Below are 23,177 nucleotides of genomic sequence, written 5' to 3' on the forward strand. Positions count from 1 at the left end.
GGCTCCAGTTCCCGAGGTTATTGCACAATAAATTCAGTGAATAAAACTTCACGCAAATCAAGCGGCGGCTGATTTTCCGTTAACGGCACGTTTAGGCGATCAACAATTGCCTGAGCAAGCTGCTGTTTACCTTCCGTTGAGGTCAGTTCATCTGCCTGCTTGCCGGATAGCAACATGAGCAAACGGCTACGCACTTGAGGCATATGCTCTTCAAGAATAGCTCTACTTTCATCGTTCCCGACGCGAAGGGTTACGCCTGTATAGAGCAAGCGTGAGCCATAGCTGTCATCGGCGAGATTGACGGTAAAGGGGTCAATACGCATAAAAATAGGCGGCTCACGCTCCATTGCTTGCTGTAACTCCGCGTTTTCTGTACTGCCATCACGCTGGTCGATAACCATATAAATAGCTGCCGCTGCGCCTGCTGACGACAGCAGTACCAAGATAATCATTATCCAGAGCAGCTTTTTAGACCCACCGCTTTTTTCTGCCATTTGCGATTCCTGTGAACTCCATGCGTATCACTAACAAAGCATTATGCCTAAAGCGCATGCTGGTGATGAAATGAACAGGCTCGTTTGGCAAGCCTATCTTTTGGTTTAGTTATCTGGTGTGCTCGGAACCAGAATAATCATATAAATCTTGCTGGCGATGATTAAGCGTAGAGATCGACCCGCCCGTCCATTATCAGAGGGCTGCTTTCAGAGTCTAGGGGAAGTGCTTCTCCCAGGGTCTCATCACCACCGTTACTGCGTGCCCCTGTGCCTCGGTTACCACCTGATTGAGCAAAAGCTTGCGCATTAGGGTTTTGTTGCTCGCCTACCGATGTTTCGCCTAACGAAACACCTTGCTCAGCCAACGCTTCCCTTAGTTGAGGTATTGCTTGTTCAAGTACTTGGCGAACCTGAGCATGGGCAGACAAAAAGTGTGCTTGTGCACCCTGCTCACCAAATTTGAGAGAGATAGAGAGTGGCCCTAGCTCGGCAGGGTTCAATTGCATTTGGACATGTTGTTCGCCCCCGCGCTGGGAAATTTGCACTAACTGCTGACCTAGTTGTTGTGGCCAGGCAGTACTGGTAAAGGGCGTTGATAAGGTAGCGGGTGTCGGCGAAACCGAAGGCGTAAACCCTTGTGCAGATGGCGCTGATGCTAGCGGGCCACTGCCAGTCGCTAGTGAGAATCCAGTAAGTAAGTGCTCGCCAGCCTGAGTTCCTTTAGGTGCTCCCTCCTGTGTCATTAGAGCCCCCATCAGAGCTTCGCTGCTGATCTGTGGCGCAGCGCCGACAGAAGTATTACCCTGAGCATACAAAGTATCAGGCTGTGCTTTTGGTGCTACCTGAGCCTCAATGGTGGGTGTGCTGGCACTGCTCAAGCGAACGTTATCTACAGGTAACGGTTGAGATTTCTGTTGCTGACTTACTACTACATGAAGCGCTGTAACAAGTTGCGCGGCTTCCGTTTGATTAATATCTAGATGTTGGGTGATGGCTTCAAGCAAAGCCGGGTTGATTGGTGTCGCAGTGCCGGTCTGTGTGTCGCCCTCGGCGAAAGATGCCATTAGAGCAAGGCGAGCGGCTATTTCGTCGAGAGGCGAATTACCCCCCTCGCTTAGCGTAGGCGTATTTAATCCGGCATCTGATGTCGGCGATTGGAGCTGTGCCAACAGTTCAGATAAATCACTCGCACTGACGTCAAGACCCAGTGCTTCTAGGGCAGCACTTAAACCCTCAACGTCTCCGCCTAATGCATCCGCTAAGAGGTCGCTGAGCGCTTCTTGCCCCAGCTGTGCTGGCTGTGAAGTCGTTTGTGGAGAACCCACCTCTCCAAGCATGGAGGCTGAGAAGCGTTGGGCATCAGAGGCTTGTAAAAGCGCCTGCTGAAAAAAACCGTTGGCTGAGTCTTGCCGGCTGAAGGTGCCTTGAGACTGTGTCTGAGGCGAACTTTGGCTGGCCGTAAGCAACTGGTGAATGTTCATATTCAGTTCCCTGGCACCGCTAATGCGGAGTGTCGTTATGCTGACGAGCCATGCGGCTCGTCACCAAATCATCGTTAGTTTTTTGTTCATGACGCTCGCTGCGGCGGTGCTCTTCTAACAGTCGACGCGACGCCAGTGTATCGTAGGAAGAGAGCTTGCGCTGCTCTTGTTGCCAGTTCTTTTGACTCTGCTGAACGCTTGCCTGCTGCGCTGCTAATGCTTGGCGGGCACGACTCAGCGCGGCATCTAAAGAGGCTAGAAACTGTTGATAATTGTACATGGTGGCAGGATCAATGCCGTCACTCATGGCCTTCTGCAAGCGCTCAGCGTACTCCGCTCGGTAGTTCAGCAGTGACTGTAGTTGAGCGGTAGTTTGTTGCTCTGTTTGTCTTTCTTGGGCCAGTACTTTGCCCGCTTGGTCGCGTGCGCCTCTGGCTAAGTCAGTTAGCATTTCGAGTTGCGATGTACTCATGTGCGCCCTCCAACCAGCGAGTGCAGCGCTTGGCGAGACTCTGCAAGCGTTGCGCTCTCATTAATATTTTGCTGTAGAAAACGTTCAAGAGAGGGGAAGCGGTTTACCGCTTCGTCTAGCTGCGGGTCGTGGCCTGGGCTGTAGGCTCCGACGCTGATAAGGTCACGGTTACGCTGATAGCGCGAAAATAGCTGCTTGAAGGCTCGCGCCTCCTGAAGCTGTTCCGTTGAGGTAATAGAGGTCATTGCCCGGCTGATAGACGCTTCAATATCGATTGCCGGATAATGACCGGCTTCCGCTAATGCTCTTGATAGCACAATGTGTCCATCTAGGATGGCGCGAGCAGCATCCGCAATAGGATCCTGTTGATCATCACCTTCAGTAAGCACGGTATAAAAAGCCGTTATGGAACCACCTCCACGTTCAGCGTTACCTGCGCGCTCGACTAAGCTTGGAAGCTTGGCAAACACTGATGGTGGATAGCCTTTGGTGGCGGGTGGCTCACCAATGGCCAGGGCAATTTCCCGCTGGGCCATGGCATAGCGAGTCAGTGAATCCATAATCAATAAGACATTGCGACCCTCATCGCGGAAGCCTTCCGCCAAACGGGTCGCATAAGCAGCGCCCTGCAAGCGTTGCAGTGGGGATGTATCGGCGGGTGCCGCAACCACAACGGCACGCCTTCGACCCTCAGGCCCTAAAATATTATCGATAAAGTCCTGTACTTCCCGGCCCCGCTCACCAATCAAGCCAACTACAATCACATCGGCCTTGGTATAGCGTGCCATCATGCCCAACAATACCGATTTACCCACCCCAGAGCCTGCAAAAAGACCCATCCGCTGCCCTCGACCCACGCTAAGCAACGCATTGATAGCGCGTATGCCAACATCAATTTGTGCCTCAATAGGCGCGCGCGAAAGTGGGTTAAGAGAGGGCGTGCTGAGTGTCGCACGCGGGATTTCTTCGATATTTTCGCGGTCGTCAAGCGGGTTGCCGTTACCATCAAGCACACGGCCAAGCAAACCTTCGCCCATGGGGAAACGTCGTGCACTGTTGCTGCCGCCTTCATCCAATGGAGATACGCGTGCGCCAGGCATGAGTCCTGAAACTTCTTCCAGCGGCATCAAAAACAATTTGTCTCCGGCAAAGCCAACCACCTCGGCTTCCGCATGCTTGTCGCTATCGGCTAGCCGTCCATCACTACCGGGCAGTTCAATTCGGCATGCGCTACCAACGGCTACCCGCAAACCAACCACCTCTATCACCATGCCCGTCGCACGAATGACGCGGCCGCTATTGCGGTAGCGTGGCAAATGGCTGACGCGTTGTTGCGTGCGTCGCACTGCCTTACTCCAGCGATGTCGATGGGGACAGGTGGTATCTGCCATAGCGTATCCGCCTAGGATGAAGGTACGTTAGAAGTGGCTGGTGAATTAATGCCGCGTTTGCGCAATTGAGCTTGAATAGCCTGCCAGCGGCTTTCAAAAGTAGCGTCAATTTCGCCCTGAGCGCTGGTCACACGGCAGCCGCCACGGGCCAGCTGATCATCAGGCTGCAGTTTCCAGTTGGCCGCCCTAAGCTCATTGCCTAAGTGCTCCTCAACCAAGGTGTGATCATGTGGATTGAGCCAAAGGCGTTGTTGACCCACTAAAGGCGGCTCGGTATGCAGCAGCTCGCGCACAATCGCTAAAATCTGCTCAGGCGTTTCATGAAGTGCATCGCCGGCAAGCTGTTTGCCGGTCGCTAGGGCTAGCTCAACAAGGTCGTGAGCGATGGTGTCATCAATACGTTCCAGCGCATCAGAAAACTGTTTACTGAGTGTTTGCAGCGGCGTAACGGTTAAGCGTATTTGCTCTTGTAATTCCAGGTGTGACTTTTCGGCGGCTTCTGCTAAGCCTTTTTCCATTCCCTCTTCATGGCCCTTCTGAAAGCCTGCTTTATAGCCTTCTTCTTCAGCCTGTAGACGAATGCGATCATGGAGTTCCTGGCGCTCACTCTCTTCACGCTGGCGCGCGAGCTCAGCCGCTTTTTGGGCCGCGTGCACCTTGCGCTGATGTGCCGTGGGCACATCGCGTTCAGCAGTGTGCTCACTGGGCTTAGTCGCTAACTCATCCATTTGCCAGCGGCGCCAATCGCCATGGCGATCAAATTTGGGCGAGTGAGTATTAGACATACTCGTCATCTCCGCCCGCCAGAACGATTTCACCTGAATCGGCTAAACGACGCACGACCTGCAAAATTGCTTTCTGCTCGGTCTCAACTTGAGAGACGCGAATAGGGCCTCGGGCTTCCATGTCTTCACGGACTAAGTCCGCGGCGCGCTGGGACATATTGCGCAAGAATTTGTCCACCAAAGCGTCCTGAGCGCCTTTAAGCGCCACCACCAGCGAGTTGGTGTCGACTTCTTGAAGCACCATCTGAATAGCACGGTTGTCGAGGTCGAGTAGATTCTCGAACAAGAACATTTCGTCGATGATTTTCTGCGCCAAGTCTTCGCTGTGAGCTCGCACAGTCTCGATAGCGGTCTCCTCTTGGGAGGAATTCATCAAGTTGAGGATCTCTGCCGCGGTTCTAACGCCGCCCATTTTGCTGCGCTTGAGATTCTGGCCATCCAGCATGCTGGTGAGCACTTCAGTCAGCTCTTGCAGGGCGGCGGGCTGAACGCCGCTGAACGTAGCGATACGAAGCACCACGTCATTTCGCAGTTTCTCTTCAAATAGTTCCAGAATATCAGACGCTTGATGGCGATCCAGGTGAACCAGGATCGTCGCAATGATTTGCGGGTGTTCGTCGCGGATGAGCTCAGACACCATGGAGGCTTCCATGAGGTTGAGAGCGTCGATACCCGAGTTGTTACCCGTAGTCTCAAGAATATCTTCAATCAGGCTCGTCGCGCGCTCGCTGCCCAGTGCTTTCGTCAATACCGAGCGGATATGGTCACTTGAGTTAAGGTTTAGCGCTACAAAATCTTCGGTCTCTTTATGGAATGCTTCGAGCACCGCTTTCATGTCGTCATGGGAGACCTGATTTAGCTTGGCCATTTCCATACTAATTTCTTGCACTTCGCTGGCACCAAGGTATTTAAAGACTTCAGCGGCGCTGTCTTCGTCGAGTGCAAGCAATAAGATAGCGCTCTTGCGAGCCCCACTCATTTCAGCAATTGAACTACTCATTAGCATTCATCCAGCTACGAATGATCATCGCGACCATGCGGGGATCTTCCTGAGCCATTTCACGCAGGTCATTGAGGTTATGCTCATATAGCGAAGTTTTACGCCGACGCTTCGGCTTAGCGTAAGTCTCATCGCTATCGTCAGCAGAATCTTCGCCCGCTTCGTCATCCTCCTCGCCGCCCACGCTGGCTGCGAGGGTGCCACCAGGCATTGCTGTGGCCATGACAGGTGTTTGTGTATAGCGCTTAATCAAGGGGCGCAAAATCAGCAGATAGAGCAATAAGATGGCCAGTGCAACCAGCAGGTAACGACCTGCATTGGCGGCCATTGAAAGGGTGCTGGGTTGCTGCCACCACTCAACGTCAGCGGTTTCATCGATGCTGCGCGCGAAGGGCGAATTGACAACTTCAACTTCGTCACCGCGAAGCTGGGAGAAGCCCATTGCCTGACGAACCAGGCGCTCAATTTGCGCAACTTCAACGTCCGTTAGGGCGACTTCAACCCACTCGCCTTCGTCATTCATTTCTGTGCGGTAGTTCACTACCACCGCTGCGGATAAGCGTTCTATCTGACCAAGCCGATGCTGAACATGCTCAATACTGCGATCGACTTCGTAGTTGATAACATCGTCTTGGCGCAAGTTACGTAGCGCTTCGGGGGGCACGTCCTCTTGCTGCCCATCGACTTCCTCACCCTCTGGTTGATTGATGGGGGAGGGCAGGGTGCCTGGTGGTGTATTACTTAACGCGCCTGGAATGCCTGTGGCCAGCGGATCTTCGCCATCAAACGCTAGGCTCAGCTGGCGGCTGCGCACGGCTGCTTCGTTAGGCGGCTGATTAGGGCCGTAACGTTCAGAAGTTTGTTCGCGACGAGAGAAGTCTATTTGCGCTGCGACTTGGGCACGTACGTTATCACGACCTAAAATGGGCGTTAAAATATGCTCAATGCGCTGTTGATAAGAGCGCTCTACCTCAGTGATATATTCAAGCTGTGAACCATCCAGATCATTTCCGCTGCTTGTTTCAGCAGACAGTAAGCGTCCATCTTGATTAACAACGGTGACGTCTTCAGCGGCAAGGTCTGGAACACTGCCTGAAACCATGTGGACAATGGCGCTAACTTGTCCTTCGCCCAATACGCGCCCAGGTAGAAGGGTCAGTACAACAGAGGCTTTTGCTGGCTCACGATCGCGAATAAACACCGAAGGCTTGGCCATAGAGAGATGCACTCTTACGCCTTCCACCGGCCCCAGCGATTCAATTGAGCGGGCAAGTTCGCCTTCCAGGCCGCGCTGGTAATTAATTTGCTCAGCAAATTGGCTAATACCAAACGCTTGGCTATCCATGAGCTCTAGCCCTAGATTGCCGCCGCGTGGCAGCCCCTGTTCAGCGAGTTGCAGGCGCAGGGTATGGACTTGGTCACTAGGAACCATTAATGCCTGTCCACCCTCGCTGAACTGATAGGGGATGCCGCGGGTATCCAGCTCATTGATGATACTACCGCCATCGCTTTCGCTCAGATTGCTGTAAAGCACGCGATATTCAGGGCTGCTTGCCCACATAAAGAGTGCCGCCACAATCGCAATTGAGGCAGCTCCAGCGATAAGTAACGCCACAAGTGGATTGCCACGCAGCTGCTTCAGCGTTCGCTCGAAAGTCGAGCCGCTGGTGGTGTCGCGTTCGGCATTTCCACTACCTGTGCTTCCACTAATATTTCCACTGCGGGGAGCGGCTTGATTCGTACTGTTTTGACGGCCTGCCGTTGCACCGGTTTCGCTCATGCGACCCTCCAAAGGGGCAGGCAAAACTGGCGTCGGCCCAGGCGCATCACCAAAGAAGGCATAGGCTATATCCGTCAATCGCGGTTATCCGCCAAAAAGATGAGGCGGAATTGTGATGAACGCCATTATCCGGTGGCTAGTCGAGCCTAAAGGAGAGATAAGCTTCGCTTTTCATGCGTATTTGTCCGTATGAGGTAATTCACTTCGGTGTTAGGCTTTTTGCATTAGTTCTTTTTTGCGATTTGAGGTAGGCGTATGAGCACCCCCGCGATACAGGCTGCGCTTCAGCAAATGCAAGGCTTGGCAACTCAGGCAGCATCCACGCAGCCCCTTAGTGGCGCTCAGGCCTCAGCAGCGGCAGGTCAAGGTGGATTTGGTGGCGAGCTACAGGCCTCTATTCAGCGCATCAACCGGCTTCAGCAGACGGCCAACAGCCAGGCAATGGCGTTTCAGGCAGGCGACCCTAATTTACAGTTGAATGATGTAATGGTCGATATGCAGAAAGCCAGCGTTGCTTTTCAAATGGGGCTTCAGGTACGCAATCGCTTGGTGTCTGCATATCGTGATGTTATGAACATGCAAGTGTAATTACTGAGTCTGCTCGGTACGGTTTTCTGCTGCGGTTCTTAGACTTCCAAGGAAATAATTTGCCCTTGCATTTCTTCTAATCGCTCAGCAATTTTTAGGACTTCCTCTACGGGAATTTGACGTATTACTTCTCCAGACTCTCGATCTATTACCCGTGTAATTACCCGTGATGACTCTTCACTTAGCTCAAACTCCAAACCTCTTGGTCGCATAGCCTCGTTAATGCGCTGAATGGGTTCGATGAGTTCGCCTGGAGAGGCTTCTCGTTCTTCTTTGTCTACATTTTTAAGCTGCGTGTTTGTCGGTGCTAGCTGGGCCAGCGTGCTTTCTAGTCGCTGCCTTGGGTTTAAGTTGGTAAGGGTCGAAGCTATCGGTGAAGTGGCTTCTGTGGGTAGTGAGCTCATTGCGCATTCCTCTTAAAAAGTCAGCTTTGGCAACCCGTTATGGTGCAATAGCGAGAAATGGCGGCCTTAGCTCGGATGTTTGCATATCAATATACGACTCTAAACTTTTATCGGCATGGCAAAGAAAAACTTTATGCTATGTCAGTATAGGGTTGTGGGCCTTTGTGCATACGCCCCGCTGTTGGCATCTGATATGCTTCTGCGCTTTGCGGTGAATGAGTTAACGCATAAGAGAAAGTGAGGCAAGAATGGCAGCGCAGCAGGATGAGTTTGAAACAATAGCAAACACAACAGTGATCGAGTCTCTGCTGAACACGTTAATCGAATCAGGTGGAGTGTCGCTCTGCCTTGACGCGGCTGATGCGCGACCAGAGCCGATTGTATTGATGGAGCAACATTTAGAACAAACCTTGGTGATGGATCTCTCTTCGGTTGACTATTTGCTTCACCATTTGCAGGGGGGCGCTGCTTTTTACCTGCGCGGGCAGGCTCAGGGGAAAGTGGTTCAAACCCCGCTTCTCTATCTAACTGAAACGCGCCATGCCGGTGGGCGTTTTTTATGTTGTAGCGATTACCCTTTGACGTTAGACGTTCTTCAGCGCCGTGAATCCTTTCGCGCTGAGCTACGTATGGGCATGGTAGTGGCGGCTGGTTTGTGTGGCGGAGATGCCGAGGCGGCCGGTGAGCTGAAAGATCTTTCCCAGGACGGCTGCCGACTTGAGCTACCGTTGGCAGCGAGTGGCCTGTTGGCGGAAGCTTCTGCTCCCTTGAAGTTGGTATTTACCTTCCCCGATGGTACTTATTTTGAAGTGCTTGGCCATGCTCGCCATCAAAAAGCAGATGCGGAGCGGCATTTGCTACGCGTCGGTTTTAATTTCGTGGAGTGCAGTGCGGATCAAGAGCGGCAGATTTGGTATTTTGTGTGTGAAATTGAGCGTGAAGCCGCGCGTTATGATAAAGAGTCGCAAAGTGAGCGTAAGCCCTCCCCGCTGTTTGCATTACCCAATAAGCACTCGGGCGCGAGCGAGCTACTTGGTCGCCGAGATGTAAAGCGCTATGCAACACCGATGGCGCGTCGGCTAGTAAAAGTCGCCGCCTATTTGGATGCCCAGCTTCTTTCACTGCAGCAAGGTAGTGATATCGATGGTCGTCAACTCTCTCTTTATGCTGATCGAATATTAGAGCTTCATGAAGAGGATCGTGAAGCATTGTTATTCGCCTCTCGCTGCTTATCTCCCGAGCCTTTAATCGTGCGCCACGGTATTGCGGTGGCCATACATTTACTTGATTTTGTGGGTGCCAGTATGCCGCGCGATTTACGCAAAGCGATTGTTGCCAGCGGCCTCATTCATGATCTTGGCAAGGCATTGGTGCCTCAGGTGCTGTTTAAAGCACCGCATTTTGAGGCGAGTCATCGAGTGGCGATTAGCGAGCATGTGCAATTATTGATAGATCGCTTACAAAACTGTCAATGGCTGTCAGTAGGTATTGTTCAGGCCGTTATTGGTGGCATTAATGAGCGCATGGACGGCAGCGGTTATCCTGGCGGCTTGAGTGGGGCGGATCTCAATGAACTCGCTAAGGCAAGTGCTGTTGTGGATGTAGTTGAGGCAATGCGGCGTGATCGGATTGATCGTCCTGCTAAAACTGCCCAGCAAATTTATCGCCATTTATTGCAGCATCCGCATCAATTCGATATGCGCTGGATCAAGCGCTATATCGAGCATTTCAAGGGTTTGCCGGTGGGTTCGCTGGCACGGTTTTCTAGTCAGCAGCAGGGCTGGGTATTACGTATAGATGCGAAGGGCAACCCCACCGAGGTATTGCTTGCGCCTCAAGCTGAGCCCCCGATGCGTGACAATGTGGGCGCAGTGGTGAGAAATAGCATCACTGAGCGGCTGGGGCGATCGGTGGGTGAGGTTGCTGTGTCTACTTGATATAGCCGCACTAGCGCTTGAGCCTACAAGGTAGTGGGAAGTAATAGACATTCTCTGTTGCCCCCGTAAGACGTGGTAAAAAAAGAGTTGCGAGTCGTTAAAGTCGCTCAGGCTTGCGCCGATATATAACAACAGTAGCGTTTAGTTCGCTGTTATTTATCTTTTATTTTCGTGGTTCATCGCTTTTGGCGACAACCAAACCACGTACAGGAGTCCGTTTATGACTTACTCTCGCGGTAGCGCCGCCTATGGGCGTGGAGCTAACGCTTATGCGCGTGTCGGCGTAGAAAGCGGAGTGATGTCGGCAGACCCGCATCAGCTTATTGTGATGTTGTTTGACGGTGCTAAGGCCTCTATTCGTGCTGCCCGCATTCATATGCAGGCTGGCAATGTTGCGGAGAAAGGCAAGTCGATATCAAAAGCGCTTAATATCGTTAATAACGGTCTCGCAGCTGCCCTTGATCGGGATAAAGGGGGAGAAATTGCCGAGCGCCTATCATCGCTTTATGACTATATTGCACGCCTGTTGTTGGCAGCTAATTTGCGCAACGATGAAGAGAGCTTAAATCAGGCTGAGAGTTTGCTTGAGGATATTGGCTCAGCGTGGCGTGATATTGGTCAGCAGCAGAGCGCGTGAGGCAATAATGTCAGCTTCTACAACAGCTCGTGATCCAAATGCTCAGAATACGCTACTTGATCGCTACGAAACGCTATTGAGCAGCGTTATACATATGCACGAGCTTGCCAATACTGAGCAGTGGGCTGAGCTCATTGATCAGCGCACCAACTATGTCGTGTTGGTAGAGGAGCTGCGTGAGTTAGATGCGACAGTCGTGCTGGAATCCGCTGCCCGGCAACGTAAAGCTGAGTTACTTGAGAGTATTCTTGAGCACGATGTCGAAATTCGGCGCCGCTTGGTAGCTCGCCGGGATGAGTTGGGGAAACTCATAGGGGTGTCGCAACGTCAGCGAGACTTGCACCGCGCGTATGCCCCCCAGCAAGGCGCTGGTGTTCCCTATGCCGCAGATGATACTGATGCTTCGAGGTCGTCGTGAGCGGAATCACGCCTCTCATTGATACGCTGTTACACCAAGTATTGGGGCGACAGGGTGAGGTGTCGCTACAGCGGGCGTTAGACCAGCCGGTTAAGCCTATTCCGCCAGGGGAAGGGCCTCGCGCTGTGATGGGTGATGCGCGTTTGGATGGGCGAGCGTCACCGTTAAATGATTTAAAGCGCTTGCCTCTCCCCCTTGGTGGTGAAAGAGCGCTACCACGCGGTGAGCCACTGTCGACTCCCCCTGGATCCACCCAAACCCATTTTAGCCCCGCCGCACGAACTATTGCTGACGTGCTACTGCGTTTTCCAGCCCCTCCCTCGGTCATGCGACCCGAAGCGGCCCTTATCACCAGCCAGGAAGCACCTGGAGTCAGTGCCGTTGCAACCCGACTGGAGGCGAGTATCCGCGACAGCGGGTTGTTTTACGAGGCGCATTTAAAGCGTTGGTTTCAAGGTGAGGGTACCCGCCAGCAATTAATGAATGAGCCACAGATGCAGCCTGGGCCGCGCCCGTTGGCGCCATTGGTACCCGTTGGGCTGGGTGTTGCAAATACGCTAACAGGATCAGCCCCATTGATCACGCCTGGGGGGCAGCTGGCGGGGCAGGGGATGACCATTCTGCCAAATCTGCCGTTGGTACCTATAACGCATGAAAATGGCTTGGCTCCACGACAAGGTTTAGTGGCAGCAGTTCCACTTACCAGCTCACCCACTGGTACGGCGCCTGCTGCTACGCCTAGCTCAGCGCCTGAGAGTGTTCAAGCGAAAGCTGAACTGAGCCATGCAAGAGAAATGACAGAGCTGTTGGCCAATAGGCCAACGCGCGACATTGTGCATGAAAGCCTTCAGAGCTTAGTTCGCCAGCAGCTTGAAATGCTGGTAATGCCTACTATTCGCTGGGAGGGCGATGTTTGGGCAGGTATTTTTATGGCCTTAGTGATTAATTTGCCTGCGCGCGAAGAGGGACAAGAGAATAAGCAACAGGATGGTGAGCCGGAGGGCGGGTGGCGCTCTGATATGCAGTTAGATGTTCCCAGTTTGGGTTCATTTAACGCATCGCTATGGCTCTATCGAAATGTATTGAGTATTGATTTCACCACGGAAAGCGCCGCGGCTTATCAAAGGATTGATTCAGGATTGCCCGCACTAGAGAAGCGGCTAAGTGCCTTGGATCTTCAGAAAGTGCAACTGCGTGCACGCTTTATTGAAGCGGAGGCTGCCCATGGCTACGCCGGGTGAGCGTCGTCGTCAAGCTGTTGCATTAGCTTATCAAGAGAACGACCGCGCGCCTCGCGTCGTGGCAAAAGGGTATGGCGAACTAGCCGAGCGAATGATGGCAGAAGCTCAACGCCAGGGGATTTATGTGCACGATGCGCCAGAACTAGTGGCGCTTTTAATGCAGCTTGATTTAGATGCTGAAATCCCTGCAGGGCTCTACCAAATAGTCGCAGAACTGCTGGTGTGGGTATTCGAGTTGTCAGAAGAAGGTCTAAATCATCGTGAAATGCCTTAGTAGCCAATTACAGACGTTGTATGCAACCATGAGGTTAGGTAATAAAAAGTCATTAATGGCGCCAGTATAATGGTCACAATGTCGCGCCTGAGTCGTTTAATGGGACATCATGAGTCAAACCAACTTTCTCGATGAAATTCAGGAAATAAATTTAGCTTATTTGCTTCTGGCGCAGCGCTTGCTTGATGAAGATCGCGAGGCCGCCATGTTTCGCCTGAAAATAGATAGCGATGTGGCCGAGCTCATTGTGTCACTCAACGCACGTCAGCTAACCAAACTGGCACGCACTAGCCAGCTACTGTGCCGGTTCAGCCAAACGAGTGCCGAGCGCCTGCGTCAGCTCACAGACAATCCACGTGATCAAGGCTTGGCTGGGCTTCATGCATCGCTGCTGCTAGCGAGTGAGCCGTTTGAGCCAATGCCGTCAGGGGAGGTTAAGTGAGCCAGAAAAGCTTGGTCGATGAAATGCACCAAGTGCAGCTGGCCATCGAGCTGATTGAGCTAGGGGCGCGCTTGCAGGTGCTGGAAACAGAGACTGAATTAAGCCGCACGCGGTTAATTAAATTGTATAAAGAGGTGCGCGGCATGTCGCCGCCCAAGGGGATGCTGCCTTTCTCCACTGATTGGTTTATTACCTGGCTCCCGAATGTTCATTCGTCACTGTTTTACAATATTTACGTAAGCCTAAAAAAGACGGCAGGCTGTGAGCGAATTGATGCCTTTGTTAAAGCATATCGGCTTTATGACGAGCAAATGTCGTTGGAAAAGGTGGAGCCGGTGCTGGGGTTAACACGCGCCTGGACCTTAGTGCGGTTTTTTGAAAGTGATTTGCTGCAGCTCAATCAATGCACGCGTTGCAGTGGCCAATTTGTGGCTCATGCCCATAGTCCTGCTCAGTACTACGTTTGTGGAATATGTCAGCCACCTTCACGGGCAGGTAAAACGCGCAAAGCTCAGCAAGAGAATAGTGAAAAAATGTAACACCATCAGCATTCACGCGCCTGTTAGCTACCATTAGGGTATAAATAGAGTTAGTGAGTGCTTAACACTAAAATATGAGTGTAACGGCGTAGATAGCCGCAAAAGCCAGTGATACTTTTTCATTAAACGTCAACTTAGCCCTAGTATGATAGGGCTAAATTGTGCTTGGGATGGAACATCTCTTAAACATCAGATCTGGTGGCTAAGTTTTGGTTCCCTTACTTAATACTGAATACCGCAAGGACCTTGCTTGTGCTGATACCTCTAGGCTATGTGATCGTATTGCTTTCCGTGTTTGGTGGCTATGTGCTGGCAGGGGGCAGCTTGGGCCCTCTTTACCAACCGCTGGAGCTACTCATCATTGGCGGCGCAGGTGTAGGCGCGTTTATCGCGGCTAACAATGGCAAAGCGATTAAAGCAACGTTTAAAATTCTGCCCCGACTCAAGCGGGCAAAAAAATACGATAAAGCACTTTATATGGAGCTCATGGCGCTGCAGTACAAGCTACTGTCGAAAATCCGTCGTGAGGGTATGTTGGGCATCGAGCGCGATATTGATAACCCGCAAGAGAGCCCTCTGTTTCAAGAGCACCCTACGGTATTGGCTGATCCTCATATCATGAATTTCCTAACGGACTACCTGCGCCTGATGGTTAGCGGCGGGATGGAGCCAATGGAAATCGATGAGCTAATGCTGCATGAAATTGAAGTCTTCGAGCAAGAAGCCCATGTTCCCATTGATGCCATTGCCAAAGTGGGCGATGCGATGCCGGCCTTCGGCATTGTTGCAGCGGTCATGGGGGTGGTCAAAACGCTTACGTATGCGGACGCTTCACCCAGTCAGATGGGGGAAATGATTGCTCATGCCCTGGTGGGTACCTTTCTAGGTATTTTGTTGGGCTATGGTTTTGTCAGCCCTCTGGCAAGTTATATCGAACGGCAGGCTAAAGAAGCCGAAAAAATGCTCCAGTGTATTCGCATTACACTGCTCGCGAGCTTGCACGGTTACGCGCCGCAGTTGGCCGTTGAGTTTGGCCGTAAGGCACTCTTTGCTGCCGAGCGCCCGAGCTTTATTGAGCTTGAAGAGTATGTGAGAGATGCCAAAAAGGGCGGTAATGCATGAGTAAGGGTGGTGACAAGCGCCCAATTGTCATTCGGCGCAAAAAAGTCGTTCATGCTCACCACGGTGGCGCTTGGAAAATTGCCCTAGCGGATTTCATGACCGCTCTAATGGCCTTCTTTTTAGTGCTCTGGATTTTAAGTATTGCCAGCGAAGAAGAGCGACGTGGTGTAGCCGAGTACTTCAGTACACCGCTTGTTAACGCTATTACGGGTGGGGATCGGTCGGGTAGCACTAGCGCGATCCCTGGCGGCGGGCCTGACCCCACCCATAGCGATGGCGAGCGGGCGCGTATCGATACAATGCAACGCACTCGCCCAAGCATGCAGGAGCGAAACTTCTTTAGGAATTTGCAAGAGCGTATCGAGCGGGCCATCGAGCGAGATCCCGAGCTTCGCCAACTGCGCAACCAGATGCGTTTTGACTTGACCCGCGAAGGGCTTCGCATACAGCTACTAGATACCGATCAGCGCCCCATGTTTGAGCTGGGTAGCGATCAAGTCGCGCCTTACATGCGCAGCCTGTTACGTACGATCGCACCACTTCTGAACGAGCTACCCAATGAATTGAGCATTAGTGGACATACTGACAGCGTGCCCTATGCAGGAGGGTATCGCGGCTACAGTAACTGGGAACTCTCCAATGATCGCGCCAACGCATCGCGTCGCGAGCTTATCGCGGGCGGGTTTGATCCAGGTCAATTACTACGCGTATCAGGCTTTGCAGACCGCGTGCTGTTGCCTGAGACTGATCCGACCGACCCCATTAATCGCCGTATAGAGCTAGTAGTGCTGCTGCCTGAGATAGCTGAAGCGATTCGTAATCCAGCCATTACGGGGCCGGAGGTTTCACTGCCAGATGCTTCAACTGAAGGGTTAGAAGCTTCAACCGAAGCGCAAATTGAATCAATACAACAAGACGAGCCACAGGCACAAAATCCAGAGTGACCTGAGCCTGTCATAGACTTTCATAAAAGCGACGTTAAGGGTGGAGCGGTGAATGGATATAGCGGATTTTTTTGACACCTTTTTTGAAGAAGCAGAAGAGCTGCTGTCGGATATGGAGCAGCACTTGTTGGAGCTGGATGTAGATGATCCAGACAGTGAGCAGCTCAATGCTATTTTCCGTGCCGCCCACTCAATCAAAGGGGGCGCGGGCACCTTTGGTTTTGTCGTGTTACAGAAAACCACGCATATTTTGGAAAACCTTCTCGATTACGCACGTAAGGGTGAACTGACGCTGCGCGCCGACCTCGTGGATACCTTTTTAGAGGCTAAAGACATCATGCATGAGCAACTCGATGCCTACCGCAGCGAAGAGGAGCCAAACCAAGAAGCATTTGAGCGCATTTGCCAAACGCTGCAACAAATTGCTTTAGATGAAATTGGTCAACAGTTAGACGGGCCGGCTACTCCTGCCGCAGTCGCCAAGACTTCATCAGCGCCTGCTTCCAAGACAGAAGAGGAAGAGCACGCAGCCGATGGGCATCTGCTGGTAGCGCTACTAAATGTCGACGACAAAGACCGTATCTTGCTGGTTGAAGAGTTAGAGCAACTAGGCGAAGTGCAGTCTCAATCGGGCGACGCAAAGCGTTACGAGGTAATCCTCAAAAGTAGTGATAGTGCAGACGATATTGAAGCGGTTATGTGCTTTATTATCGAGCCAGATCAGATTGAGATTAAGACCATTGAGGGGGGTGCTGCAGTTGAGCCAGCTAGCCCCGAGTCAGATGTGTCAGCGCCTGCTGCCCAAGCACCTACAGAAAATGCGACCGCCAAGCCAGCTCCAGCAAAGTCGGCCAGCAAAGAGAAGCCTAAAAAAGCGGTTGCTGAGTCGTCATCAATCCGAGTTTCTGTAGACAAGGTTGATCAAATTATCAACTTGGTGGGTGAGCTGATCATCACCCAGTCGATGCTGGATCAAACGGTTAGCGATTTAGAAGATCAGTCTGTTAGCAATAGCTCATTGCAAAATGGCATGAGCCTGCTTCAGCGTAATGCGCGTGATCTCCAAGAAGCGGTCATGTCGATTCGTATGATTCCCATGGAGTTTGTATTCAGTCGCTTTCCTCGAGTTGTGCGCGACACTGCCGGTAAACTGGGCAAAGAGATTGAGCTGATTACCGAAGGCAAGTCGACTGAGCTTGATAAGAGTTTGGTTGAACGGATCACCGACCCATTAACGCACCTTGTGCGTAATAGCCTGGATCACGGTGTTGAAATGCCGGATGTGCGCGAAGCTATTGGCAAACCGCGTGTGGGTAAATTAACACTATCAGCGCGCCATCAGGGCGGCAATATTTTGATTGAAGTGCGCGATGACGGTGCCGGAATGGATCGTGACCGTTTGCTCGCCAAAGCACGTGAAAACGGCCTCAACGTCTCTGAAACCATGTCGGATGAAGATGTTTTCCAGCTTATCTTTGCCCCAGGTTTCTCAACCGCCAAAGAAGTGACTGATGTTTCCGGTCGAGGCGTGGGCATGGATGTTGTCAAGCGCAACATTCAAAGCATGGGCGGGCGTGTCGAGATCCAGTCGAAGCTAGGCGAAGGTACCAATACACGTATTGTGCTGCCGCTGACGCTGGCTATTTTGGATGGCATGTCCATTAAGGTAGGCGGCGAGACATTTATTCTTCCCCTTTCCACGGTACTTGAATCGCTCCAGCCCTCTAAAGACGATATGTACGCAATGGCGGGTGACGATGTCGTCATCAAGGTGCGCGACGAATATCTCCCCGTTATCGCCATTCATGAAGTGCTGGATGTTGCCAATGCAATTACCGACCCAACCAAAAGCATCGCCGTTATTGTGCAGGGCGAAGGTCGTCGTTATGCCATGTTAGTAGACGAACTGATCGGGCAACAGCAGGTCGTGGTCAAGAATTTGGAAGACAATTACCGCAAAGTGCCGGGCATCTCGGCCGCTACTATTTTAGGGGACGGCAGCGTTGCGTTAATTCTGGATATTACCGGTTTACACCGTTTAAGCCGGTACAAAAAAGAAGCAGGGAAAAAAGTAGTGAACAATCAAAACTTTAAATTTTACAAGGAGGCCGAGCCGTCATGAGTCAAGCCAACAGTGGGGCGGTACTCGCCGCAGAAGCGGAAAACCGTGAGTTCTTAGTGTTCTCTTTAGGTGAAGAAGAGTACGCCATTGATATTTTGAAAGTGCAGGAAATTCGTGGGTACGAAAACGTAACCCGGATTGCCAATGCACCTGATTTTATCAAAGGGGTCACCAACCTACGTGGCGTTATTGTGCCGATCGTTGATTTGCGCATTAAATTTCACCTAGAGAACGTCGAATACGGCGGCCAGACGGTCGTGATTGTGGTCAATGTCGCAGATCGCGTCGTCGGCATAGTGGTAGATGGCGTTTCCGATGTGATGACGTTGACCCCTGATCAGATTAAACCGGCACCGGAATTTGGCGTCACGCTCTCGTCTGATTTTCTAAGCGGTTTAGGCAGCCTAGATGATCGCATGTTGGTATTGGTAGATATCGACAAACTGCTGACCAGCGAAGAGATGGCGCTAGTCGACAGTACCAGCAGTCACTAAGACGTAAAGCGCATGGCATAGGGAGCATGCCAGATTTGGTCTATCGAATAATGCATTCGCGCGCTACGGAAAATGCTCGCGAGTGCGGGTTGTGCGTCAGGCTGAACAGAGTACGTAAGACTTGATGGTCTCCGTGCAGCAACCTGCTCAGTTGATCCAGCAGGCGGTGTGTTTACGCGAGGTGTTGGAGCGCTTCCGCGTTGCTGCATCGTTAACCTCTCGCGCTTTGCCTTCATCCTCTTTGGCGCTCTCAGCAGCTAATCGATCCCACGCCGTTAATAAGCCATCAATGGAACCAACCGAATAGTGGGCGGCATTTAATTTGCCTAGTAGGGGTGGGCACGCTCGCTGTGAATAATAAAACACTAAAAAAGGTAGAACATGCGTAATAACCAGCCAGTCTCTCAGCGTGAAATTGAGCTCAAAGAGGATGATTTCTTAGTCTCGCGTACCGATACCAAAGGCCGCATTACGTATGCGAACCCTGCCTTTATCGATATTAGTGGGTTTGAACACGCCGAGCTGATTGGCGCACCGCATAACCTAATACGTCACCCCGATATGCCGCCCGCAGCCTTTGAAAACCTCTGGCAAACCGTGCAGACGGGTGAAACATGGCGCGGGCTGGTTAAAAATCGCTGCAAAAACGGTGACCACTACTGGGTGGATGCTAGCGTGACGCCGATTATCGAAGAGGAGCAAGTGCTGGGTTATACCTCGGTGCGCGTTCAAGCCTCGCGAGATGCCATTGAGCAGGCCGAGCGGGCGTACGCTGACCTACGAGAAGGCCGCAATAAGCGGCTCTACTTAGATAAAGGGCGCTTACGGCAGAAAGGCGTATTTAATCGTTTAACTCGGGTTCGTCTCGATACCATTCGTGCAAAATTGGTCGGTATGATTGTGGTGGCGGGTGTACTGCTACTCATCAGTGGTGGCTTAGGGCTATATGGTCTAAACGCCTCGGGAGAGCGCCTCAGCCAGCTAAATAATGATGGTCTACGCGACGTTATTCGTTTACAGCAAATCGACCAAACTATCGCCCAAACGCGTCAGGCGATGATTGAACCTGAGCGTATGGAGCTGATCAATCAGCGCTTTGAAATGGGGGAGAGTATTGAGGAAAGCGCTGCCGAAATCTCTACTGTGTGGCAGGAGTATTACGCTCGCGAGGTGAATACGGGAGAGCTTACCGACGAGTTTGATCAACAATTACAGGCATTTTTGCAAAATGGTATGGCTCAAGCAGCCAACGTTCTGCAGGCCGAAGAAACCTATCAAGCCTTTACAGGCTTGGATGCCGTGATCAGCGTAATGACCAACGATGGCCGCGCTCTATCGGAAATGGTTAACCAACTGATTGCCCAGAAGCAGCAGGCGGCGGAAGCGATGGCCGTTGATGCTCAACAGGGGCAAACCGCTATGCTGGGCGCCCAAGCGGTGGTGCTTGGGGTGGGTTTGTTGCTGCTCATTTTGATCGGTGTGGTGACGCTGCGGGCGATTGTGCGCCCGTTAAAAAGTGCGGCACGTTTTACGTTACAAATTGCGGGCGGCAACCTGGCGACTAAAGTGCCCCCGCGGCGGCGCGATGAAGTGGGCCAACTAATGGACTCGCTTAACACCATGCGCAAAAGCCTCAGCAGTATCATCGCCGACGTAAAAGGTGGCATTGATGTCGTCACCCCGGCAGCCCGGGACATCGCCAGTGGTAACGAAGAGCTATCGTCGCGTACCGAGCAACAAGCGGCCTCATTGCAGCAGACCGCTTCCAGCATGGAAGAAATGACCTCAACCGTGCGCCAAAACAGCGAAAACGCTCAAGAAGCCCGCCGTTTAGCCGATAACAATGCTATTCAGGTAACGAGTACAGGCGAGCTGATGGCGCAACTGGTCGACAGCATGCAACGGATTACCCAAAGCTCTCAGCAGATGGCCGATATTATCAACGTGATCGACTCAATAGCGTTTCAGACCAATATTCTGGCGCTGAATGCTTCGGTAGAAGCGGCACGGGCAGGCGAGCATGGACGTGGTTTCGCCGTGGTCGCGGAAGAAGTGCGTAATCTTGCCGGTCGCAGCGCGGGGGCTGCACAAGAAATCCGTGGCTTGATTGATGGCTCTAACCGTGAAGTAAGTGCGGGGGCAAGCTTGGTAGCCAAAGCCGAAGCTGCAATCAGCGAAGTAGCCGAAGCTGCGCGTAGCGTGACGCAAATCATGCATGAGATTTCGGCCGCCTCCGAAGAGCAAAGTAATGGGATTACCCAGGTCAACCAAGCAGTAGCCGAAATGGACCAAGCTACCCAGCGTAATGCATTACGTGTCCAAGAGACTGCTCGTGCGGCGGTCTCTTTAGAGAAACAGGCGGTGTTATTAGCGCTATCGGTAGAAGCATTTCGCTTAAACAGCAGCGGCGCTTTACGCCCGCCTGCAGCAACGCTTTCCAAAAGCGTTGCGCAGATGCCTGTGACGCAAACTGTTCAACCGCGTAGTGCAACGTCGCTTAATTCGCCCGTTAAACGGCAAACAGCCTCAGTAGAGGAGTGGGAAGCGTTTTGACCGAACAACGAGAACGGGTGGCAGATACTGGCCAGTGGGCCTCCAGTAATCAGATCGAACGTGATCTGATACTCACTGATGCCGATTTTACGCGTATCCGCGAACTGATTTATCAGCGCGCCGGGATTGTGCTGGCGGAACATAAGCGCGAAATGGTCTACAGCCGCCTTGCGAAGCGGCTGCGTCACCATGGCATGACGCGCTTTACCGATTATCTGGTGCGCTTGGAGCGCCAGCCCGAGGCCAAAGAGTGGGAGGCGTTCACCAATGCGCTCACCACCAATCTGACGGCTTTTTTTCGTGAAGCGCACCATTTTCCGCTGCTGGCTGACCACATAAAGAACAAGCAAGAGCCGGTGACGATCTGGTGTTCGGCGGCTTCCACTGGGGAAGAGCCTTACTCACTGGCCATGACGCTATTGGAAACGTTAGGCGCGAAAGCATCGCAAGCCAAGGTGATTGCCACCGATATTGATACCGATGCCTTAGCCCGGGCCCGCGCGGGGGTATACCCCCTTGAGCAGGTGCGCAAACTTGATGAGGCACGAGTAAAACGGTTTTTTCAGAAAGGTACCGGTAATCATGCGGGATTTGCACGAGTGCGGCCCGAAGTATCGGCCCTCGTCGAATTTCTGCCGCTTAACCTGCTGGCGCCGCAATGGCCAATTAAGGGCGCTTTTGATGCGGTATTTTGCCGGAATATCATGATTTATTTTGATAAAGATACTCAGTCGAAAATTCTTAAGCGATTTGCGCCATTGATGAAGCCGGATGGACTGCTGTTTGCCGGCCATTCAGAAAACTTCTCGTACATCAGTGATGCTTTCAAACTACGTGGCCAGACCGTCTATACCCTGGCAAAGAAATGAACAATTGTCGTGTCTTTATGATCGCTTTAGGCGCTGTGGCTCCAGCGGTTGCAATCACACATCAGGCGTCTACAGCAATAGGAGGCGTGCTTTGAGCGCAGCCAAGATCAAAGTACTGTGTGTCGATGATTCGGCGCTAATTCGCGATTTGTTAACGGAAATTATTAACTCCCAGCCTGATATGGAAGTCGTTGCCGTCGCGCCTGACCCCATCGCCGCCAGGGATTTGATCAAGCAGCACAATCCAGATGTGTTGACCCTTGATGTCGAAATGCCACGCATGGACGGCCTGGATTTTCTCGAACGCTTAATGCGCTTGCGTCCCATGCCAGTGTTGATGGTGTCATCGCTGACCCAAAGCGGTTCGGAAATTACCCTGCGTGCGCTTGAGCTTGGCGCACTGGATTTTGTCGCCAAGCCGAGCCTCGGCATTCGTAATGGCATGATGGAGTATGCCGACGAGATTGCCGAAAAATTACGCGCCGCAGCACGCTCACGGCCGCGACAGGCGCGGAATAAAAATACCCCGCCGCCGGCAGCTTTGAAAGCACCGCTCGTTTCGAGTGAGAAGCTGATTATTATTGGTGCGTCCACTGGTGGTACCGAAGCGATTCGGGCAGTGCTTGAGCCCTTGCCGGCTAACGCCCCGGCGATTTTGATTACCCAGCATATGCCCGGTGGTTTTACGCGTTCGTTTGCCGAGCGGTTAGATCGGCTGTGCCGGATTACCGTGAAAGAGGCGACCGATGGAGAGCGGATTCTGCCCGGACACGCTTACATTGCCCCCGGTGATCAGCACCTAAAATTAGCGCGCAGTGGTGCTAACTATGTGGCACGACTAGACAGCGGCCCACCGGTCAATCGCCACCGACCCTCGGTAGACGTGCTGTTTCACTCGGCGGCTCAGCACGCAGGCAAAAATTCCATTGGCGTGATACTGACAGGTATGGGCAAGGACGGTGCGGCGGGGCTGCTTGAGATGCGCCAGGCGGGCGCCCCCACGATTGCGCAGAATGAACAAACGTGTGTGGTTTTCGGTATGCCCCGTGAAGCTATTGCGGTAGGTGGTGCGGTGGAAGTGGTCGCGTTAGATGACATTCCCTCGCGCATGATGGCGCTGATCGCAGCCTCCGGCCGCGCGCAGCGTGTATAGCGCAATTCATCAGAACTTAGCTTAAACACTAGTGCAA

The 23,177-nt window shown here is 52.4% G+C and carries 23 protein-coding genes; 15 read left to right on the forward strand and 8 right to left on the reverse strand.

The window, feature by feature from the left end:
* Positions 1-17 precede the first annotated feature (17 nt).
* The 7 genes from fliL to fliF all read right to left on the reverse strand — a co-directional run bounded on the left by fliL (position 18) and on the right by fliF (position 7,403).
* Complete coding sequence (fliL, locus tag MLE19_RS12810; protein ID WP_240718574.1) at positions 18-494, reverse strand: flagellar basal body-associated protein FliL; 477 nt, start codon at positions 492-494, stop codon at positions 18-20.
* 161 nt (positions 495-655) lie between these two features.
* Positions 656-1,975: a flagellar hook-length control protein FliK gene (locus MLE19_RS12815; RefSeq protein ID WP_240718575.1), complete on the reverse strand. Its 1,320-nt coding sequence runs from the start codon at positions 1,973-1,975 to the stop codon at positions 656-658.
* 19 nt (positions 1,976-1,994) lie between these two features.
* On the reverse strand, positions 1,995-2,447 hold the full coding sequence (gene fliJ, locus MLE19_RS12820) for a flagellar export protein FliJ (protein ID WP_240718576.1): 453 nt from the start codon (positions 2,445-2,447) through the stop codon (positions 1,995-1,997).
* A complete protein-coding gene (fliI, locus tag MLE19_RS12825) occupies positions 2,444-3,838 on the reverse strand; it encodes a flagellar protein export ATPase FliI (RefSeq protein ID WP_240718577.1) in 1,395 nt (464 codons plus the stop codon). The genes fliJ and fliI overlap by 4 nt, the downstream gene beginning before the upstream one ends.
* Positions 3,839-3,849: 11 nt before the next feature.
* The gene (locus MLE19_RS12830) at positions 3,850-4,623 is read right to left on the reverse strand and encodes a flagellar assembly protein FliH (protein WP_240718578.1); all 774 of its coding nucleotides are present in this window, start codon (positions 4,621-4,623) and stop codon (positions 3,850-3,852) included.
* Complete coding sequence (gene fliG / locus MLE19_RS12835; protein ID WP_240718579.1) at positions 4,616-5,623, reverse strand: flagellar motor switch protein FliG; 1,008 nt, start codon at positions 5,621-5,623, stop codon at positions 4,616-4,618. The genes MLE19_RS12830 and fliG overlap by 8 nt, the downstream gene beginning before the upstream one ends.
* Entirely contained in the window at positions 5,616-7,403 is a 1,788-nt protein-coding gene (gene fliF, locus MLE19_RS12840) for a flagellar basal-body MS-ring/collar protein FliF (protein ID WP_240718580.1), read from the reverse strand. The genes fliG and fliF overlap by 8 nt, the downstream gene beginning before the upstream one ends.
* Positions 7,404-7,658: 255 nt before the next feature.
* Here fliF and fliE point away from each other — a divergent pair, with 255 nt between their 5' ends.
* Entirely contained in the window at positions 7,659-7,991 is a 333-nt protein-coding gene (gene fliE / locus MLE19_RS12845) for a flagellar hook-basal body complex protein FliE (protein ID WP_240718581.1), read from the forward strand.
* Between the two features lie 38 nt (positions 7,992-8,029).
* Here fliE and MLE19_RS12850 read toward each other — a convergent pair whose 3' ends face one another.
* Positions 8,030-8,395 carry a flagellar protein FlaG gene (locus MLE19_RS12850; protein WP_240718582.1) on the reverse strand — a complete coding sequence of 122 codons (366 nt, stop codon included), beginning with the start codon at positions 8,393-8,395 and terminating at the stop codon, positions 8,030-8,032.
* Between the two features lie 248 nt (positions 8,396-8,643).
* Here MLE19_RS12850 and MLE19_RS12855 point away from each other — a divergent pair, with 248 nt between their 5' ends.
* The 14 genes from MLE19_RS12855 (at position 8,644) to MLE19_RS12920 (ending at position 23,140) form a co-directional block, all read left to right on the forward strand.
* The gene (locus MLE19_RS12855) at positions 8,644-10,332 is read left to right on the forward strand and encodes an HD domain-containing phosphohydrolase (protein WP_240718583.1); all 1,689 of its coding nucleotides are present in this window, start codon (positions 8,644-8,646) and stop codon (positions 10,330-10,332) included.
* A 220-nt stretch (positions 10,333-10,552) separates the two neighbouring features.
* A complete protein-coding gene (gene fliS, locus MLE19_RS12860; RefSeq protein WP_240718584.1) occupies positions 10,553-10,969 on the forward strand; it encodes a flagellar export chaperone FliS in 417 nt (138 codons plus the stop codon).
* Between the two features lie 7 nt (positions 10,970-10,976).
* Entirely contained in the window at positions 10,977-11,387 is a 411-nt protein-coding gene (gene fliT / locus MLE19_RS12865) for a flagellar protein FliT (protein ID WP_240718585.1), read from the forward strand.
* On the forward strand, positions 11,384-12,628 hold the full coding sequence (locus tag MLE19_RS12870) for a flagellar hook-length control protein FliK (protein WP_240718586.1): 1,245 nt from the start codon (positions 11,384-11,386) through the stop codon (positions 12,626-12,628). Before fliT ends, MLE19_RS12870 begins: the two co-directional genes overlap by 4 nt.
* Positions 12,612-12,902, forward strand: coding sequence for an EscU/YscU/HrcU family type III secretion system export apparatus switch protein (locus MLE19_RS12875; RefSeq protein ID WP_240718587.1), 291 nt, complete (start codon positions 12,612-12,614; stop codon positions 12,900-12,902). Before MLE19_RS12870 ends, MLE19_RS12875 begins: the two co-directional genes overlap by 17 nt.
* Positions 12,903-13,011: 109 nt before the next feature.
* Entirely contained in the window at positions 13,012-13,344 is a 333-nt protein-coding gene (gene flhD, locus MLE19_RS12880) for a flagellar transcriptional regulator FlhD (protein WP_240718588.1), read from the forward strand.
* Positions 13,341-13,883: a flagellar transcriptional regulator FlhC gene (gene flhC, locus MLE19_RS12885; protein ID WP_240718589.1), complete on the forward strand. Its 543-nt coding sequence runs from the start codon at positions 13,341-13,343 to the stop codon at positions 13,881-13,883. The genes flhD and flhC overlap by 4 nt, the downstream gene beginning before the upstream one ends.
* Before the next feature lie 252 nt (positions 13,884-14,135).
* Complete coding sequence (gene motA, locus MLE19_RS12890; RefSeq protein WP_240718590.1) at positions 14,136-15,005, forward strand: flagellar motor stator protein MotA; 870 nt, start codon at positions 14,136-14,138, stop codon at positions 15,003-15,005.
* Entirely contained in the window at positions 15,002-15,949 is a 948-nt protein-coding gene (gene motB, locus MLE19_RS12895) for a flagellar motor protein MotB (protein ID WP_240718591.1), read from the forward strand. The genes motA and motB overlap by 4 nt, the downstream gene beginning before the upstream one ends.
* Positions 15,950-16,001: 52 nt before the next feature.
* Positions 16,002-18,071 carry a chemotaxis protein CheA gene (gene cheA / locus MLE19_RS12900; RefSeq protein ID WP_240718592.1) on the forward strand — a complete coding sequence of 690 codons (2,070 nt, stop codon included), beginning with the start codon at positions 16,002-16,004 and terminating at the stop codon, positions 18,069-18,071.
* Positions 18,068-18,565, forward strand: a complete 498-nt coding sequence (gene cheW / locus MLE19_RS12905) for a chemotaxis protein CheW (protein ID WP_240718593.1) — start codon at positions 18,068-18,070, stop codon at positions 18,563-18,565. Before cheA ends, cheW begins: the two co-directional genes overlap by 4 nt.
* Positions 18,566-18,946: 381 nt before the next feature.
* Entirely contained in the window at positions 18,947-21,118 is a 2,172-nt protein-coding gene (locus tag MLE19_RS12910; RefSeq protein WP_240718594.1) for a methyl-accepting chemotaxis protein, read from the forward strand.
* On the forward strand, positions 21,115-21,987 hold the full coding sequence (locus MLE19_RS12915; RefSeq protein ID WP_240718595.1) for a CheR family methyltransferase: 873 nt from the start codon (positions 21,115-21,117) through the stop codon (positions 21,985-21,987). The genes MLE19_RS12910 and MLE19_RS12915 overlap by 4 nt, the downstream gene beginning before the upstream one ends.
* Positions 21,988-22,078: 91 nt before the next feature.
* Positions 22,079-23,140 (forward strand): protein-glutamate methylesterase/protein-glutamine glutaminase, encoded by a 1,062-nt coding sequence (locus tag MLE19_RS12920; protein WP_240718596.1) that lies wholly within the window; start codon positions 22,079-22,081, stop codon positions 23,138-23,140.
* Positions 23,141-23,177 lie beyond the last annotated feature (37 nt).

The sequence above is a fragment of the Vreelandella neptunia genome, from assembly GCF_022489065.1.
Taxonomy (GTDB): Bacteria; Pseudomonadota; Gammaproteobacteria; order Pseudomonadales; family Halomonadaceae; genus Vreelandella; species Vreelandella neptunia_A.

Bases quoted from the DNA above. Each gene is read 5' to 3' on its own strand.
- MLE19_RS12815 (WP_240718575.1), bottom strand. From the start codon at position 1,975: ATGAACATTCACCAGTTGCTTACGGCCAGCCAAAGTTCGCCTCAGACA.
- fliF (WP_240718580.1), bottom strand. From the start codon at position 7,403: ATGAGCGAAACCGGTGCAACGGCAGGCCGTCAAAACAGTACGAATCAA.
- MLE19_RS12855 (WP_240718583.1), top strand. From the start codon at position 8,644: ATGGCAGCGCAGCAGGATGAGTTTGAAACAATAGCAAACACAACAGTG.
- cheW (WP_240718593.1), top strand. From the start codon at position 18,068: ATGAGTCAAGCCAACAGTGGGGCGGTACTCGCCGCAGAAGCGGAAAAC.
- fliG (WP_240718579.1), bottom strand. From the start codon at position 5,623: ATGAGTAGTTCAATTGCTGAAATGAGTGGGGCTCGCAAGAGCGCTATC.
- fliE (WP_240718581.1), top strand. From the start codon at position 7,659: ATGAGCACCCCCGCGATACAGGCTGCGCTTCAGCAAATGCAAGGCTTG.
- fliL (WP_240718574.1), bottom strand. From the start codon at position 494: ATGGCAGAAAAAAGCGGTGGGTCTAAAAAGCTGCTCTGGATAATGATT.
- motB (WP_240718591.1), top strand. From the start codon at position 15,002: ATGAGTAAGGGTGGTGACAAGCGCCCAATTGTCATTCGGCGCAAAAAA.
- MLE19_RS12830 (WP_240718578.1), bottom strand. From the start codon at position 4,623: ATGTCTAATACTCACTCGCCCAAATTTGATCGCCATGGCGATTGGCGC.
- cheA (WP_240718592.1), top strand. From the start codon at position 16,002: ATGGATATAGCGGATTTTTTTGACACCTTTTTTGAAGAAGCAGAAGAG.
- fliT (WP_240718585.1), top strand. From the start codon at position 10,977: ATGTCAGCTTCTACAACAGCTCGTGATCCAAATGCTCAGAATACGCTA.
- fliI (WP_240718577.1), bottom strand. From the start codon at position 3,838: ATGGCAGATACCACCTGTCCCCATCGACATCGCTGGAGTAAGGCAGTG.
- fliS (WP_240718584.1), top strand. From the start codon at position 10,553: ATGACTTACTCTCGCGGTAGCGCCGCCTATGGGCGTGGAGCTAACGCT.
- MLE19_RS12850 (WP_240718582.1), bottom strand. From the start codon at position 8,395: ATGAGCTCACTACCCACAGAAGCCACTTCACCGATAGCTTCGACCCTT.
- fliJ (WP_240718576.1), bottom strand. From the start codon at position 2,447: ATGAGTACATCGCAACTCGAAATGCTAACTGACTTAGCCAGAGGCGCA.
- MLE19_RS12910 (WP_240718594.1), top strand. From the start codon at position 18,947: ATGCGTAATAACCAGCCAGTCTCTCAGCGTGAAATTGAGCTCAAAGAG.
- flhD (WP_240718588.1), top strand. From the start codon at position 13,012: ATGAGTCAAACCAACTTTCTCGATGAAATTCAGGAAATAAATTTAGCT.
- MLE19_RS12875 (WP_240718587.1), top strand. From the start codon at position 12,612: ATGGCTACGCCGGGTGAGCGTCGTCGTCAAGCTGTTGCATTAGCTTAT.